At 65.5% G+C, this 16763-nt stretch carries 14 protein-coding genes, 1 pseudogene and 2 riboswitches; of the genes and pseudogenes, 1 reads left to right on the forward strand and 14 read right to left on the reverse strand.

Features of this window, described 5'->3' with window-relative positions; genetic code table 11:
* Positions 1-2 precede the first annotated feature (2 nt).
* The 3 genes and pseudogenes from gcvPA to gcvT form a co-directional block, all read right to left on the reverse strand.
* A complete protein-coding gene (gcvPA, locus tag C4901_RS15980) occupies positions 3-1403 on the reverse strand; it encodes an aminomethyl-transferring glycine dehydrogenase subunit GcvPA (protein WP_110138189.1) in 1401 nt (466 codons plus the stop codon).
* A gap of 3 nt (positions 1404-1406) precedes the next feature.
* Positions 1407-1851: pseudogene (gene gcvH / locus C4901_RS15985) on the reverse strand (glycine cleavage system protein GcvH).
* A gap of 10 nt (positions 1852-1861) precedes the next feature.
* Positions 1862-2956 (reverse strand): glycine cleavage system aminomethyltransferase GcvT, encoded by a 1095-nt coding sequence (gcvT, locus tag C4901_RS15990; protein ID WP_110138191.1) that lies wholly within the window; start codon positions 2954-2956, stop codon positions 1862-1864.
* Between the two features lie 58 nt (positions 2957-3014).
* A riboswitch (glycine riboswitch) is annotated at positions 3015-3094 on the reverse strand.
* Positions 3095-3186, reverse strand: a riboswitch (glycine riboswitch).
* Between the two features lie 191 nt (positions 3187-3377).
* Between gcvT and C4901_RS15995 the strand changes: the two genes are divergently transcribed.
* Complete coding sequence (locus C4901_RS15995; RefSeq protein ID WP_110138193.1) at positions 3378-4187, forward strand: phosphate/phosphite/phosphonate ABC transporter substrate-binding protein; 810 nt, start codon at positions 3378-3380, stop codon at positions 4185-4187.
* 38 nt (positions 4188-4225) lie between these two features.
* Here C4901_RS15995 and C4901_RS16000 read toward each other — a convergent pair whose 3' ends face one another.
* From C4901_RS16000 to C4901_RS16050, 11 genes are all read right to left on the reverse strand, one after another.
* A complete protein-coding gene (locus C4901_RS16000; RefSeq protein ID WP_110138195.1) occupies positions 4226-5650 on the reverse strand; it encodes a sigma-54 dependent transcriptional regulator in 1425 nt (474 codons plus the stop codon).
* A gap of 212 nt (positions 5651-5862) precedes the next feature.
* Complete coding sequence (locus tag C4901_RS16005; protein ID WP_110138196.1) at positions 5863-6933, reverse strand: transporter; 1071 nt, start codon at positions 6931-6933, stop codon at positions 5863-5865.
* 68 nt (positions 6934-7001) lie between these two features.
* A complete protein-coding gene (locus C4901_RS16010; protein WP_110138197.1) occupies positions 7002-7982 on the reverse strand; it encodes a hypothetical protein in 981 nt (326 codons plus the stop codon).
* Positions 7983-7992: 10 nt separating this feature from the next.
* The gene (locus C4901_RS16015) at positions 7993-9339 is read right to left on the reverse strand and encodes a glycosyltransferase family 2 protein (protein WP_110138198.1); all 1347 of its coding nucleotides are present in this window, start codon (positions 9337-9339) and stop codon (positions 7993-7995) included.
* Entirely contained in the window at positions 9332-10141 is an 810-nt protein-coding gene (locus C4901_RS16020) for a hypothetical protein (RefSeq protein ID WP_145960763.1), read from the reverse strand. The genes C4901_RS16015 and C4901_RS16020 overlap by 8 nt, the downstream gene beginning before the upstream one ends.
* Positions 10122-10904: a YaiO family outer membrane beta-barrel protein gene (locus tag C4901_RS16025; RefSeq protein ID WP_168185781.1), complete on the reverse strand. Its 783-nt coding sequence runs from the start codon at positions 10902-10904 to the stop codon at positions 10122-10124. The genes C4901_RS16020 and C4901_RS16025 overlap by 20 nt, the downstream gene beginning before the upstream one ends.
* Positions 10901-12070, reverse strand: coding sequence for a non-hydrolyzing UDP-N-acetylglucosamine 2-epimerase (gene wecB / locus C4901_RS16030; RefSeq protein ID WP_168185782.1), 1170 nt, complete (start codon positions 12068-12070; stop codon positions 10901-10903). Before wecB ends, C4901_RS16025 begins: the two co-directional genes overlap by 4 nt.
* Positions 12071-12221: 151 nt before the next feature.
* On the reverse strand, positions 12222-13007 hold the full coding sequence (locus C4901_RS16035) for a hypothetical protein (protein ID WP_110138207.1): 786 nt from the start codon (positions 13005-13007) through the stop codon (positions 12222-12224).
* A gap of 37 nt (positions 13008-13044) precedes the next feature.
* Complete coding sequence (locus C4901_RS16040) at positions 13045-13734, reverse strand: C39 family peptidase (RefSeq protein ID WP_110138210.1); 690 nt, start codon at positions 13732-13734, stop codon at positions 13045-13047.
* Between the two features lie 56 nt (positions 13735-13790).
* Entirely contained in the window at positions 13791-16025 is a 2235-nt protein-coding gene (locus C4901_RS16045; protein ID WP_110138213.1) for a hypothetical protein, read from the reverse strand.
* A gap of 61 nt (positions 16026-16086) precedes the next feature.
* Positions 16087-16686, reverse strand: coding sequence for a hypothetical protein (locus C4901_RS16050; RefSeq protein WP_110138223.1), 600 nt, complete (start codon positions 16684-16686; stop codon positions 16087-16089).
* Between the last annotated feature and the right edge of the window lie 77 nt (positions 16687-16763).

Below are 16763 nucleotides of genomic sequence, written 5' to 3' on the forward strand. Positions count from 1 at the left end.
TTCTAGGGGCTCCTTGGGTTGTCATCCTTGTAAGCGCACGGCGGATCAAGCCGGCGCCTGGTTACGATACGCTCGAGGTGGTACGCGTAATGCGCGATGTCGGTCTCGGTCTTGGTTTCCGTGGCGCATACGAGCAGGCTGTCTGTGAACGCCGGGTAGAACTCGCCAAGCGCGCAGCCACCGAGGATACCCTGCGCCTCGAGCGCGCGCAGGACCTCAGGCACCGGCACCGGAAGCCGTAAGACCACTTCATGGAAAAACGGCGTATCGGGGAACGCCGCGCGCACGCCGGGTATGGCCGTAAGACGCGCGCGCAGGGCCGCGGTGTTGGCGTGCGCGGCGGCCGCGACACGCCTTAGGCCCTCGGGCCCGAGCAGCGCCATGTGGACCGTCGCGGCGGTAACCAACAGGCCTTGATTGGTACAGATGTTCGAGGTCGCGCGGGAGCGGCGTATGTGCTGCTCACGCGCCTGCAGGGTGAGGGTGTAGGCCTCGTGGCCGGCCACGTCCACCGTACGCCCGACGATACGCCCCGGCATCTGTCGCACATGCTCGCGGCGGCATGCCATGAAGCCGAAATAGGGTCCGCCCGAGGACAGGGGGGCACCGAGCGGCTGGCCCTCGCCGACCGCGATGTCACAGCCCGGCCCCCATTCGCCCGGAGGCACGATGAGCGCGCAGGCGATGGGGTTTACAAGCCCGATGGCGAGCACCCCGGCGGCGCGCGCGGCCGCCGCCATGGCGTGCACGTCCTCCAGGCACCCGAGGAAATTCGGCTGGGGGATGACGAGCCCGGCGGCGCCCTCGAGGCGCAACGCAAGCGCCCCGGCGTCGGTGATCCCGGCGGCATCCATGGGTACGAGGTCGAGCGTGATCGACTGGGCCGAAACGATGGTCTGCACAACCTTACGATACAGAGGGTGCACGGTCTCTGGAATCAGCACACGCCGGGACCGGCCATGCAACCGCACGGCCATGAGCACGGCCTCGGCCAGGGCCGAGGCGCCGTCGTAGAGGCTCGCATTGGCGCAATCGAGACCGACGAGACTTGCGATCATCGTCTGGAACTCGTAGAGGAGCTGGAGCGTGCCCTGACTGGCCTCGGCCTGATAGGGCGTGTAGGCGGTATAAAACTCCCCGCGGCCGGCGATCTCCCAGACCGCCGCGGGGATATGGTGCTCATAGGCCCCGGCGCCGACGAAGGTCAGAAACTCGCCATCGGCGGCGGCGCGCTCGCGCATGAGCCGGCCGATCTCCTGCTCGGTCAGGGCCTGGGGCACGCCCGCAAGCGGTCCCGAACGCAGGCGCGCGGGGATCTCGTCGAACAGGTCGTCGAGCGACCGGGCGCCGATGGTCTCGAGCATGGCGGCGGTCTCGGCCGCGGTATGGGGAGTGAATGGCATGATCTAGGTTTCGGACGCGAGCAGGGTCTCGTAGGCGGCGGCGTCGAGCAGGGCGCGAGCGGCGCCGGGATCGGCGGGTTTGAGCTTGAAAAGCCAGCCGTTTCCATAGGGGTCGGTATTGAGCGTCTCCGGGGCGCTGGCAAGCGCCTCGTTTATCGCCATAGGGGTCGGTATTGAGCGTCTCCGGGGCGCTGGCAAGCGCCTCGTTTATCGCCGTCACCTCGCCCGCCACCGGCGCATACACGTCCGAGGCGGCCTTGACGGATTCGACCACCGCGCACTCCTTGCCGGCATCCACCCGCGTCCCGGGCTTGGGCAGTTCCACGAACACCATGTCACCCATCAGATCCTGAGCGTGGTCACTAATGCCGACGACCAGCAGCGCGCCTTCTTCGCGCACCCACTCGTGGCTCTTGGTGTAACGCAAATCCCCTGGTACCTTGCTCATCTCTCCCCCCTCAAAGATCGATCAGTGCGCGCCCCTGGCGCACGAACGGCGGCGTGACCAGGCGCGCATCCAGCACTTGTCCGGAGCGGCCGATGAGTTCACAGGCATCCCCGTCCGCCGCCGCCGCCGGCACGCGCACGAGCCCGATACCGCGCGCAAGCGACGGTGAGAAGCTGCCGCTCGTCACCGTGCCCCGCCCCCACGGTCCCTGTACATCCTGGCCGTCGCGCACGACCCCGGGGGCGCGGAGCACAAGCCCCGTGAGTCTACGCGCGACACCCTGCGCGCGCTGCCGCAAAAGGGCGGAACGTCCGATGAACTCACGCTCGGCCGAGAGGCTCACGGTCCACGCCAGACCCGACTCGAGCGGCGACACCGTGGCATCCATGTCATGCCCGTAAAGGTTCATGCCGGCCTCCAGGCGCAGGGTATCGCGAGCCCCAAGACCGGCCGGCACGACCCCATGATCGCTAAACCGCCGCCACAGGCCGGCCACTGCGCGCGCGTCGATGAGGATCTCGAAACCGGCCTCTCCCGTGTATCCGGTGCGCGCCAGGAAGGTGTCGCCGATGAACGCGCCATGGAAGGGCTTCAGGCACGCGAGCGCCGCGTAGGCCTCATCCCCCAGAACCTGGGATGCCGCATGGTCAGCGCGCGGCCCCTGCACGGCGATCATGGCCAGATCCGGGCGCGGCGTGATGTCAACGCCAAAGCGCCCGGCATGCGCGCGCAGCCACGCGATATCGCCCTCCGCGGGTCCGGCGTTGACCACCAGCCGAAACCAGTCGGGCGCCAGGAAATAGACGATCAGGTCATCGAGGACGCCGCCCTGCTCGTTCAGGAGGCAGCCGTAAAGCGCCCTTCCCGGGGTGCCGAGCTTGTCGACGTCATTGGCGAGCATGTACCGGAGATAGGCGCGGGCGTCGGCGCCACGGACCTCCACGGCGCGCATGTGCGAGACATCGAAGATTCCGGCCCGCTGGCGTACGGCGTGATGCTCGGCGACCTGCGATCCATAGTGAAGGGGCATGTCCCACCCGCCGAAATCCACCATGCGGGCGCCGGCATGGACGTGCTCTTCATAAAGCGGGGTACGGTGACCCATGAGAAATCTCGCGTTCGATTCACACGAACTCGCGCCATAAGGCGGCGAGCCTATCCACAGTCACCCCTCTGTCCCACGACCTGAGAGCTTGTGCCCCTTCGGTGGACTGCCGCGCAGTCTCTCTCCAGAGTCGACGGTAGTAGCCTCGCGGTCCTTTTGCCGGTACGTTTCCGGGCGGTTGCGTCGTCGGCGCCCGGCCCCGAGGGGCGGGCCTCTCCCGCAAGCTGTCTGTCGCGAACCGACTATATCAGTCCGCCCGCGCGAACGCCAAGCCGGCGCGTGCCCGCGGGCCACCCCTTGCAAGCACGGACACGCGGTCTAATCTTACAGGGCTCCAATAATAAGAAGTGCCCACGCCAGGGCCTTTTCGGGGACTGCCGGCGGTGCGGACACTCCCGTCGCGGATACATGAGGAGACACTATGTTGCGTGCCATTGCGATTATCTTGAGCCTTTTTTGCGCCTCCGCCTACGCCGCCGACCGGCCCGCGCGTTATGTCATGATCGCCCCGCCCCGCCAGGGGCTCGCCCAGGCGGACGCCGTCTATGGCAAGATCGCGGACTTTCTCGCGCACGCCACGGGGGCGCCGATCACGTTTCATTACACCAGCAACTGGCTCACCTACATGGCCGAGGTGCACAACAATACCGCCGCCATCTACTTTGACGGCCCGGCCCTCATAGGGTGGCGCATCGCCCACTGGCACGACGACGCACTCGCGGCGTTGAGCGGCAAACTCAATTTCGTGCTCGTCACCAAAAAAGGGGGGCGCCCCGTACGCAAGGTCCAGGACCTGATCGGGCGCTCGGTGTGCGCATTCTCGCCGCCCAATTTGGGGACCTTGACCTTGGACAGCTGGTTTACGAATCCCGAACGCCAACCCTATATCGTCGTCATTCACAGCTTCGGCGCCGCGGCGCGCAACATCATCGAGGGCAACTGCATGGCGGCCGTCGAGCCGCTCCCGGTCTTCAAGCGCCAGGAGGCGCGATTCCCGGGCAAGCTCCAAGTGGCCTACAAGGTGCCGGGACTGCCCAACCAGGCCTTCTCGGTGAGCGCCGTGGTCCCGCCGGCCTTGCGCCACAAGATCATGGTCGCGCTTTTGAGTCCCGCCGGCCGGGCCGCGACCAAGCCCCTGCGCGACATGTTCGGGCATAAGGAACTCGTGCGCGTACACAATCCGGCGTACCTGCCCTACCGCAAATTGCTCCACGTCATGGTCGGCTTCTAGCCGTTGGCAACCCCACCCGTCGGCCGTCGCGGGCCGCTTCAGTTCCGCGGCAGGCGATGGGGGATCTGATATTTGTCAAGCAAGCGGTAGAGCGTCACGCGCGAAATCCCAAGAGATCGCGCCGCGCGCGACAGGTTTCCCGCGCTTCTGTCGACGGCCTCGCAGATCGCCTCGCGCTCGGCCCGTTCACGCGCCTCGGCCAAGGTCTCCTCGACCGGAATGTCGTGGTGGGGCCCGACATGGTCGAGACCGAGGTCCTCGGGCCCGATCAGTTGCCGCTCGCACATCACCATCGCGCGCCGCACCCGGTTGATGAGTTCGCGCACGTTGCCGGGCCAATGGTGTCGGCTCAGGGCCGCCAGGGCGTCGCGGCTGAAGCCGCGTACCTGTGGGTTTCTCTCCGCGGCAAACTTGTCAAACCAATGGCGGGCGAGCAGCGCCACGTCACCGTCGCGACTGCGCAGTGGCGGCACATCCAGATTCAGCACATTCAAGCGATAATAAAGGTCTTCGCGAAACCGCTTCTCGCCCACCGCCTTTTCCATATCGACGTGCGTGGCGGCGATGACGCGGATGTCGGCGCGCATGGTCTCGGTGCCCCCCACGCGCTCATAGGTCCCGCCCTGCAAGACCCGCAAAAGGTTCACCTGGAGGTCGAGCGACAGGTCGCCGATTTCGTCTAAAAAAAGCGTGCCGCCCTCGGCCGCCTCGATACGCCCGATCTTGCGCTGATGCGCGCCCGTGAATGCGCCCTTCTCGTGACCGAAGAGCTCCGACTGAATCAACTTGTCGGGCAGCGCCCCGCAATTGACCGCGACGAATGGGCGCGCGCTACGCGCCGAGTGGGCGTGGACCGCCAGGGCGCATAGCTCCTTGCCGGTACCGGTCTCGCCCTGAATCAAAACCGGCGCGTCCGATTGGCTGATCTTGGCGATCCGTTGAACGGTCGCCTTCATCGCCTGGCTCGCGCCTATGATGTTCTTTTCAAAGCGGTTTTCCGAAACTCCGTTGCCCCGGCTGCGGCTTAAGTGCGCCATCCCCAGGGCGTGACCGAGACTGTGCAAAAGCCGTGGCACATCCACCGGCGCCACATGGAAGTCGAGACAGCACTCGCTGATGAGGTGATTGGCGACCGCGCTTTTCAGAAACGCGAGGTCGAGGATCGCGATCCACCGAAACCGATTGTGGCCATAGCCGAGCAGGGCCTCGGCATCCGCGACCGCCTTTTCGCTGGTGTCCTGCAGACACACGATGCCGACGCCGGCACCCAGACGGTCCATATAAGAACGCGCCGTCCCCCACGCCCCGACGCGCGTCAGGCTCCACCCCCGGCTTGTGATATCGGATTCGCGAAACGGCAGGGTCTTGGCGGCGCAATAGACGAGCAACGCGCGGGGTTCGGCCCCCGGCCCGACACGAAACCCGGACTGTTCGGTATCGGTATCGCTCTTTGCTCCTGGCATCTTGTCTCCTTCCTGCCTTCCCCAACCGGGACTGGGCCCGTCCGAATCACCACCACGCGGTCATACGAAAGCTCGCGGCGGCCTCCCGCCCGCCCCCGGCGTACCCTTGGACATCCCGATCCCCGCGACTCCCGCATCGACCGGCGGATGGTCCGTCACTGCCAGGCGTCCGCATGGATCCATGGCGCCCCCCCCCCCCCCCCCCTGAATCCTCAAAAGGTCGTCGGCACGGTCACGCTGAGATCGATATTGGGGGCGTCCTTGGTCAGTCCCACGGCCACGTTGGTGACGATCGTCACCCGGCGGCTGTCGGCATAGGACATGCCCAGATTCAAGACCGCGGCGTTGCCACTGCTGCCGACCACCGCCTGCCAGGCGCCGCCCGCGGGCTTTATGCGCGTCTCGGCGATGAACGTCTCGGCCATGGACAGCGTGAGACTCACGCGCCGATTGAGCGCAAAGGCGGTACCACCCCCAAAGCTCACGGAATTGCCACCGGCGACCTGCCCAGGCTGGGGTGTCGTGGTGCTCGAGATGTTGCCGAAGCTGCGCGGAATGTTATAGGTGTAGCTCACGCTTCCAAAGAGGATGGCCGGACTGACCGGCTTTATGAAGGTCAGGCCCGTCGATACCGACCATACCCCGTTGCCCGTCGGGAGGGACTCGGGGTAACTCAGATTATTGTTTTGCGGCTGAGTGACCACCGGAATGCCGTAGGGCCCGCGTCCGGTCGGCGCCTTGGCGGTCAGGTTCCAGATGGTCGCGGCCCCCCCGCTGCTTCCCGAGATTTGATAATACAGCGCGGCGCTGGCGTCCCCGATCTGGCCCTTGTTGGTCACGTCCTGCTGGCTCGCCTGCAGGCTCGAGCTATTGACGCCGACCGATACATACGTACTCTGCCGGGCCAGGTAGGGTACGGTCACCGACAGTTCGAGGTCATTCGTGGGGGCGTAACTGGTCTGGAGCGACAAGGTCTCGATGTTGCTTTGCACCTTGCTCACATTGATCTGTCCGAGAAAGATCGCCCCGAGGGCCAGGAACCCGTTCAGGGTCAAGGCGTTGCTGTCCGAGTAGGCGTAACTCACCCCGGGCTGCAGGATCCACTGTCCGGCCTTGAACAGGGCATTTTGCTGGCGATAGACGGCCTGCACGCTCTCCTGGGCCTTGGGTTTGTGTTGGACATCGAGCGGACCCGTGGGAGAGGTCCCCGCCCAAGCCTGTGGGGTCCAGGCGCATGCCACGGCAAGCGCCACGAAAACCGGGTGACAGGATCGCGTGCGCACAGTGATACTCCTTAAAGCTCGCGTGGTGGGGATCAGGGGCTGCCCGCCCTACCCGACCCCAAAGCAATTTATAGTATTGTTATTGTTGACTTTTCTGTAACGATTCCGCTGTGACGCGCATGCACGGCCCCGTGGATCACGGCGGGCACGGCGATCTCGACATCCTCGCCGACCACGGATCCCGGATGATCCGGCCGCCCGACCTCGCAGCCCTCGGCGATGCGGACATCGCCCTCGGCCACTATGGGACCCCATATCAGGCAGCCCGGCCCTATGACGATATCGCCCTCACACACGAGCGCCCCTTCTATGACGCTATCGGCGCCCACACATAGCCGCCCATGCGCCTTGATCGATCCATGCCGTCTTGTCCCCGCGGCCAGCGACACCGGCTCGCGGGCCACATGATCCGTGCCGCTCGCCGATGCCAAATCCCCCGCCTTCGCGCTGCCCATCCGTGGTTCCGCGGGCCCGATCAGAATAGTCGGGGCCGTGAGAGTCATGAACAGGCATGGCGCGTCGACTTTTATTGTTTTGTTGGCCGATGCACGGCCGAGTATCCGGCAACCTTTGTCCACTTTCAAGTGGGTATCCGCGTGGCACCACCGAATGACCGTGGAATTCCCACCGATATGCAGGGTATCGGCCGCGTACAGGGCACGGTAGCGGGCGTTTCCCCCCGTCAGCAACGATCCCTCGGCGGCAATCTCCTTGTCACATGCGAGGGCCCCCGGCAAAACCGCGTCCGCCAGGGCATAGCTCATCTTCGTGGCGCACTCCGAAGGCGCCCGGCGCATGGACGCCGGCAGGATCAAGAGCGGCTCGTCATCCAAGCGGTATTCGAATACCGTGATCACAGGCTGCGCGATCAACGCCGCGCGCGCGCGCAGCTTTGTGATGAGATTGCGCGCGAAGTGATCCGGCGCATAAGCCCCCGCGGACAACGGGGATGGCCCGAGGGTCTGGCGGCGACGCAGAAACAGGCCCGCGGTCGGGGTGAACGGGAGCAGAAAAAGGATGGTCGTGACGGCGGCGAATAGCACCAGCATAATGTTCTCCTCAAAGGCGCGTCGGCGCCGCCGGGTCGGGCGCGGCCTGCGCCTGATCGCGGTAACGGGGTGTCTTGTGCCATTGCATGCGGCGTGGCCGCAGCCTGTCGCCGATGGCCGCCAGGAACCCGGCGGTCGCCGCGTAGGTGGAGACGAAAAACCCGACCAGGATGAGCGGTACACCCTTGACCTTGTCGCGCTCCCCGTCCAGGCGCAGGGCCGAGGCGATCTCGTAGAATGCCGCGGCGTTCCCGAAGGTCCCATAACTCACCACCGCCAGCATGAGTAAAAGACCGCCGCCGTTGTCCCCGCATAACCACAGGAGATAGAGCACGAGCCACCCCATGAGGAGCGCCGGCGCCATGGCGTAGATACCGAGCAGAGACACGCCGTCGAGGCGTTCGCGGCCGGTCACGCGCGACGAACGCAAAAGCGGCCACAAATGGCGAAACAGGACCTGGTTGTGCCCCCGCGACCAGCGGCGCAACTGGCGGTAACGGGCGGGCCACGACTCCACGACCTCCTCGTAGCATTCCGAGCGATTCTGGTAGGCGATCTTCCAGCCGGCGATGACCAGCCGATAGGTGATGTCGGTGTCTTCGGCCAAGGCGCGCGGGTCCCAGCCGCCGATGGCACGTAGGGCGCTCACCCGCACACCACCGACGGTGCCGCCAAACTGCGGGATCAGACGCAGGTTCGCGCGCGCCTGCTGATCGACCTGATAGCCGCCGGAACGCTCCAGCTCCAAAAGGTGCGTCAGGAGATTGGTACCGCTGTTGTAGGGGACGACGCGGCCCATGACGCCGCCGACCTGCGGATCAAAGAACGGCGCCACGAGCTGCTTTACGAGCCCGGGACCGGGGAGGTAGTCGGCATCAAAGACAAGCGCGATGTCGCCCATAAGGTGGGCGGTGGCATCGACCAGAGCGGCGGCCTTGCCGGGCGGCGCATCGGGAGGCCTGTGCAGGACCTGGACGCGATCGGGATGGCGCTCGGCAAAGTCATCCAGGATGGCCGGCGTCGCGTCGGTGGAGCGGTCATCGATGCACAGGATCTTCAGGCGCTCCCGGGGGTAGTCGACGGCGATCATGCGTTCGAGGATATGCGCAATGACCGGCTGCTCGTTATGGGCGGGGATGATGACGGTCACGGGCGGCCATGACGCCTGGGTGATATCGAGATAGGGGTGGCGCTGACGACCGAAGAGCCGGTTCATGGTGAAAAACAGGTGGCGGGCGGTGTAGAACACCACCAGCGCGACGATAACGTAGGCTGTGGGCTGAAGGACCGCGATCAGGCCGGCATGCACGGGCACGGCGTGGCGGGCGAGCGATGCGCCGGCAGAGGCGTTATTCATGGCGCAGCCTCCAGCTCATACCCCAGGCGTAGAGCGCAACGAGCCCCATGATATCGAGCAGCAGACCAAAGAGCAGAAACAGGACGGGCAAGGCGATAAGACCGAGGCCGTTTATCACGAACGCCTGGAGGCAGAACTGACAGGGCAGGATGAGGGCAAGCCATGTCAAGGCCAATAACGTAAGGGCGACCTTCTTGCCCAGACCGAAGTCGAGCGGGTAATAGATCACCATGAGCATGAACGGGGTCATGAACATGAGGGTGAGGCCCATGAGCAGCATCGACTGGATGTAGCCTGGAATCACATAGGGGAAAGGCGCGAGCAGGGGTGTAAACCCGGCGGCGCCGACGACAAATACCACCGCCAGGGTAAAGAGCGCGAGCGACAGTGGGAGGTGGCGGCGACGCAGGAGCACGGCCAAGAGCAGCGTGACGCCCACCAGCACCGCGCTTGTCATCCAGGCGGCGCGCGAAGGGCCGCTTGCGCCGAGGTCGGGGACCGGGACCGGGAGGCTTACCCCCCATGGTAAGGCATAAGGCATGCGTATGACAGTCACCGCCGGCGCGACAGAGGCGCACCAGAACCGTTCGATGAAAGCCCACAGTGGGAGGATGAGCGGACGGATCGCCCAGGCCACGGCGAGCGCGAAGATCGGACCCAGCATCAGGGATAATGCCTGCCGTCCACGTTCATGGGGCATGATGCGTAGTCCCCTGTGGGTGGGAATGACACCGCCCCGCCAACCCGCGACACGCGCGTCATTACGCGACCCGGGTTCCTCGTCAAAAATGATAGAAGACACCGATGGATCCTCCGGTCTGCCGGTAATAGGGGCTTGCGAATCGCTCCACGAAGAGGTCCGTGCCCCAATTGGTCCCAAGCCACTGGCGCCAGGTAAGGGACGCGGTTTCGCTGCGAAAATCGACGAGCGCGACATGGGCGCCGATCGGGAGATAGGCCTCGGTCCCCCAGCCGTAACGCGCGGTCAGCTCGATCTGACCGCTATGGTCATAGCCGAAGGCCGCGAAGCTCCTTTGGGCCTCCACCGAACCAGGGTTGCTCGTGGCCCAATCATGCCCGGCCATCGCCACCCAGTAGTCCGGGAGGTAGGCGGTGAGATTCGTCCAGGCGCTGCGGTCATCATGGCCGTCGCGAAAGCGCATGCCGGTATAGCCGCCCGTGACTACCAGGCGCTTATCGGGCAGCGCCTTATAGGAAAGGCTGGCATCGACCCGGTCTTGCGGCACGACGTCGGAATTAGTGCTCGCGGCGAGGCCCAGATAGCCGTACCATCGCGGGGCGAAGGTCTGCGTGACGCCCACGACACCGTAGCTCTCCTCATAGCCGAACATGCGCCCGTGATCGGCCTCCCAATTCCAGATGGTGCTTGAGCCCTCGCCCCACACGCCCCTCGCGTAGAGACCCTCGAAGCGCCCGTAGCCCTGGGTCAAACGATAATACGAGCCGCCCATGCCAACCCATCCATGGGCGCAGGCGACACCGGGAAGCCAAATGGCCAGCAACGCGGCCAGGGCTCGCCAGTCGCCCCTTCGCCAAACGCTCATGACGCCACCGCGGCGCGCGCCTGGCCGTCGGCGGCGGTAGGCGGCGAGGCGCGCCGGCCCGCAGCCCACGCCTTTGTAAGGACCGCGGCGATACGCCGCCCGGCGGTCCCATCCCCAAACGGCGAGCGCGCCGGACGCATGGCCTCCCATTTGGCGTGCGAGCGATAGAGGCGCGCGACCTCCGCCTCCAGGCGCCCGGCATCGGCGCCCACCAGACGGCCGGCCCCGCACGAGAGGACCTCCGGACGCTCGGTCTGGCGGCGGGTGATCAGGACCGGGACCCGCGCAGTTACCGCCTCTTCCTGCAGCCCGCCGGAGTCGGTGACGAGCAGCCACGCGCCGCGCAGCACCCGCAGCATGTCGGGATAGGCCAGAGGACCCACAAGCCGCACGCGTGGGCGGACATCCGGCGCAAGCCCCTCCCATACCGCCCTCACGGCCGCCGCCACCTCGGGATTGGCATGAAGCGGCCAGAGTACGGACACATCCGCGAAGCGCTCAACGATGCGTCGCACGCCCCGGCCGATCTCTGCGATGCCCGTGCCCCAGTTCTCGCGGCGATGGGCGGTGACCACGATGAGGCGCGGCGCGCCGGATGCCTCGGGGGCGCGCGGCCCGAGGCGGCGATAGCCAAAGAGCGCGGCATCGACGACGGTATTACCGGTCATGGTGATGGCCTTGAGCGCTACGCCCTCGCGCCGCAAACAGGCGACCGCAAGCGGTGTCGGCGCGAAATGCCAGGTGGCGATGCGCGTGATGAGCCGACGGTTGAGCTCCTCGGGAAACGGTTCACCGCAATCGCCCGAGCGCAACCCCGCCTCGACGTGCGCCACGGGCACGCGATGATAGAAACCAAGGAGCGCGCCCGCTAGCGCGGTCGTGGTGTCGCCCTGGACTACGATGACATCGGGCCGCACGCGCGCGATCACCGGGTCGAGCGCATCAAGGAGCCGCGCATTCAATTCGGCGAGCCGCGGTCCACGCGGTCCCAGGCGCACGGTGGCAAATGGCCGCATCTCAAGAAACCGGTAGAGCGCCGACACCGCCAGCTCGTGTTGGCCGCTATGAACCAGGAAGGTCTGGCAGCCGTCGGCCTCGAGCGCATGAACGACACTCGCGCTCTTGATGATGTCCGGACGCGTGCCGGTCAATACCAAGACGCGCATCGCCCCATCCTCACGCGCGCGCCTTGGCGGCCCGCTACGGCCCCTGCGCGCGCCTTCCGCCCCCGCTGATTGACGAGACATGCCTCTATCCAAGATTCCTGTGGCCATGACCGGCCTCCTCTACGGGGGCTCGGCCTCCTCCCAAAATCCGTCAGAGCCCCTTCATGGCCCCGAGGATCGCCCCGACCTGCGCCGCGGAAAAACCGCCCGCGTGCGCAAAGCCGACGCTCAAGCTCATTTGATTCAGGACATTGTTGGCGCTCGACAGGACCTGCGCGCTCTGCCCAAGCCCCTGGGCCCCGAGCGTCTGCGAAATGACGCCCTGTCCCGGCACATTGATGGCCACGATCACCGAGTTCGGATTGAACACGATGCTGCCGTGGCCGCCTGCGCCCGTTACCGATAGATTCTGGGGACCCGAGGATTCCGACGATGGGGATCCATCGGGCCCACCGGCCGCCACGTTGATGACAGCGGTGTTCCTTATGACATTGCCGTCACCGGTGGTCTGGATACCCTGCCCGATGCCGGCGACACCCGAGATCGGATTGCCGGTTATCGTCCCGGTACCCGGGGAGCTGGCGCCCCCCGTACCGCTGCTCTCGGTCGAGAAACTGCCCACGGAGAGATGCGGGTGGCCATGGCCATCGACGCCGAGACTGACGTTGGTGCCAACGGCAAGGCCCGAGCCGTTGGCCTGCGTCCAGCGGCTCACGATCTGCAGCCCGAAGTACACGACGCCCTCGGGGGCCACATAGCGCCCGCGCAAGCCCGACAGGGCGCGCGCCGATAACGGCGCGTGCCCGGCTATCAGGCTGACATCGCGTCCGCGCAGTGTTTCGGCGTGTGCCGCCGCCGTTGTTGCGCACAATGCCCCGGCGGCCATCAGCCGCGCCATGCCCTGAAGAACACGAATCCCCTGCCCGCTCGCGTCCATACCACTCCTTCGTACCCTGATCATCCAAGTTTCCTGGTTAGAAATCGGTCGCGGGAATGACACCGAACTCCCGCAGGTTACGTGTCTCGTTGCGTTCCACGGCCGTCATCAGGCCATGGACGCGTACTGCCCTAAGTCCCCGGCGCAGCGGCGTGTGCTTGTCGTAGTGCGGCCCCATGACAATGAACACCACGTCATCCCAATCCTTGACGAAGCGCCGCAGGGAAAGACTGCGGTTACCAAGCGCCGGGTCGGCGAGATAGGCGCGGCCATTGACCACCCCCTTCAACACCACGAAATGCTCATAGCCCTGGATATCGAGCAGCACCACCACCGGGACCCTGAGCTTCACGAGCAACGCCGGCGGCACCTTGTAGCCGGCCCCATGCAACCCCAGACGCGTCAGATAACGCGCCATATCCAACATCGAAAAACCCTTTTGCTGCACCACCTTGCGGTTGCTGACCTTGAGCATCCCGATGATCACCTGATTCTCGGTGAGATGCCGGCCGTAGGCGTAATCGGCCAAGGTCGCTATCGCCGCCGCCCCGCAGCTGTAGTCGGTGCGTTGCCGCACCACCGACCGAAACTTGAGGCCTTGCATGCTGGTGACGTGCGTGATGAGCGGCACGCCCCCGAATCCGTTGACAACCACCGTCCCCGCCCGCGCCAGCATCGGCAGGATCGCAAGCCCGAGCATCCAGAATCGAAGACGGTACGACATCATTCCACCCTTTTGAAAAAACAGGCGGGGGTTTGCACCCCCGCCCTTGCCGCGGACCCTTAGTCCGCGTCCGCTATGGTCAAGGTGTTACGCTGCATGTTGGCCGCACCGGCCGCGACATTCAGCCCGACATTGCCCGTGGCGTTCTGCATCACATGATTGCTCACGCCCGCGGTGTTGACCGTCGGGATGCGGGACGAGTAGTTGTCGCTGTCGCCATCACCCGTCGAGAAGCTCACCGGCGTGTCCGTGGCGATCGCGCCCATCGACACCTGCGACACCCGGCTCATCGCCGAGGCGTTGCTGCCGGCCTGGTTGAAGGCATAGGCGAGGTCGTTGCTCTGCATGTTTTGCATACCCGCCGCCACGTTCGCGCCGATGTTGCCCGAGGCGTTCTGGAGGACGTGATTGGTCACGCTCGCGGCGTTGGTCGCGCCCTTGTCCATGGCCATCGAGTAAGGCCCGGAGCTCTGCATGCCGCTGATCACGGCCGTGGCCGGACCCCCGGTGTTGTCGCCGTCCATGTCGCCGTTACCCGTGCCCCAACCATAGGCGAGCGCGGTGTTGTTGGCCTGCACGTTCTGCAGGCCCGAGGCCACGTTCACGCCGACGTTGCCCGTGGCGTTCTGCAAGACGTGATCCGACAGCGAGGCGGTCATGGCACCCATCTTGTCGAATGCGACAGACGGCAGATAGAGCGCCATGTTGCTCGCCTGGTTGTCGGCGATGGCGGCGGTGGCGGTCGTGGTGCTCGCCACCGGGCCTGCGGCATAGGCGATCGAGAGGTTGTTGGCCTGCTCGTTCCACGCGCCGGCGGCGACATTGGCCCCCACATTGCCGGAGGCATTCTGCAGGACCTTATCGTTCAGGTAGGCGTTGTTGTAGCCCCACTTCGTGAACGACAGGCGCGCGCTGTTACCGTGGAAGCCCTCGGTCCCCTGGTCGTTGTCGATGGCCGCGGTGGCAAGCTTGCCGGCGTTGTTGTCGGTCGCGGCCAGCCCATTGGCCTGCATGTTGTCGGCCCCGGCGGCGACGTTCACATTCACATTGCCGGTGGCGTTTTGCAGGACATGATTGGTGATGGCGGCATCGTCATCGCCATAGAGGCTCAGGGAGCCGCCAAACGGCCCGGCATTCTGGTTATTCGCCAGGCTTGAGTTGGCCACGCCGCCCGAGCTGGTCGACATGTTCATGGCCACTGCCACGTTGTTGGCCTGCATGTTCTGGGTGCCGGCCGCGGCATTCACGCCGATGTTGCCGGAGGCCTTCTGCAGGACATGGTTCGAGAGCGTCGCGTCGTTGTCGGAGCCGATATTGAGGCTGCCGGCGACCATGCCGCCGTTCTGGCTATTGGCGACCCGCGCGATGCTGGACCCGGTGGTGGCGGTCGGCGAGTACGGGTAGACGGCGTTGGCGTCCGCAAGAGACAGGCTATTTTCCTGCATGTTCTGCTCGCCCGCCGCCACGTTGGCGCCGATATTGCCGGAGGCGTTTTGCAGGACGTGGTTCGAGAGCGTCGCGTCGTTGTCGGCGTTCATGGTCATGGTGCCCACGAGGCCCGCGAGCTGCAGGCTGCCGGCCCCGGCATAGGCATCGAGACCGCCCTGGTTGAAGGATACCGCGAGGTTGTTGCCCTGCATGTTGGCATCGCCGGCGGCGATATTGGCGCCGATGTTGCCCGAGGCGTTCTGCAGGACGTGGTTCGAGAGGCTCGCCGTGTCGTTATTGTCCCCGGCCAAGGCCAAGGCGAACGGGCCGGAGAGCTGGGCGCTTTCGATCGTGGCCGAGGCCTGGCCGCTCGGCAACACGCCCAGGGCGTGGCTCAGGGCGGCGTTGTTGGCCTGCATGTTGTCGGCACCGGCGGCGACATTCAGGCCGATATTACCGGTGGCGTTCTGCAGGACATGGTTCGAGGCCGAGGCGCTGTTGGTGACATCCTTCGACAGGCTCAATGAGAAGATGTTGCCCCACTGCGTATTCTCGACCAAGGATGAGGCGCTGGTCTTCTTGGTGAGCGCGCCGTCGGCAAGCGCGACGTCGGTGTTGTTGACCTGCATGTTGCCGTTGCCGCCGGCGATATTCACGCCGATGTTGCCCTTGGCGTTTTGCAGGACGTGCCGGTTGATCGTGGCGCTATTGCTCGAGCCGTTGGTGAAATCGAAGGATCCGGCGGCCATCTGACTGCTGCTTGCAGTCGCCTGGGCCTGCCCGGTCGTCTTGGCCACGACCACGGGGGCGACCAGGGCCATGCCCACGGCCGCCACTATGGTACGAAGTTTCCACTGAGTTGCCATACACCTCTCCTTTACGAGTTAATGGAATAACGACTTTGTATCAAGCCGGCCCTGCACCCCTTTAACGCATGCCCGCGGATAGGTTGAGCGTGACGCTATTGCTCAAGCTGTTGCCCGAGCCCGCAGCCTGGCTCACCTGCGCGATCCCGGTGACGCCCTTCAAGGCGTTATCAGCGACCGTTACCGTGCGCCGGCCCGCCGTGGAGGCCGACAGACGGGTGTGATTGATCTGGTGGATGGGCGGCGCGATGTGCGTCAGCTGATCGAGGCTCAAGGGCTGGAGCGAGCGCGCGATGGTAACGCGATTGGCCTCGAGGTTATTGCTGCCGGCCGCCTGGTTCACGTTCAGTATCCCCGCGAAACGCGCGAACGCCTGGCCGCCTATGCGCGCGGAGTCCGCGCCCACGCCGGAGACCGAGCCGCTCAGGCGCTGATGAATCCTCGCCACCGCGGGACCGCCGTTGGCGATGGCGTCACTGTTGGCCTGGACATTGCCATGACCCGCCGCCTCATTGACCGTGGCGATACCCTTGCCGCCGGCGAGTACGGAACCCGCCAGCGAGGCGGCATTGACGACGGTCGGGGGATCCGCCGCCATGACCTTGACCGCCGCCAACAGCGGGACCACGGAGACCACGACGACAAGGACAGCGCGCTTCATTTTTGGATTACCCATTCGATAACGACTCGCCGGCGGCGCCTTGATGCGCGCCGCCGCCCCGTACGCCGGACATCATT

Origin of the sequence: Acidiferrobacter sp. SPIII_3 (genome assembly GCF_003184265.1) — a bacterium.
GTDB lineage: Bacteria > Pseudomonadota > Gammaproteobacteria > Acidiferrobacterales > Acidiferrobacteraceae > Acidiferrobacter.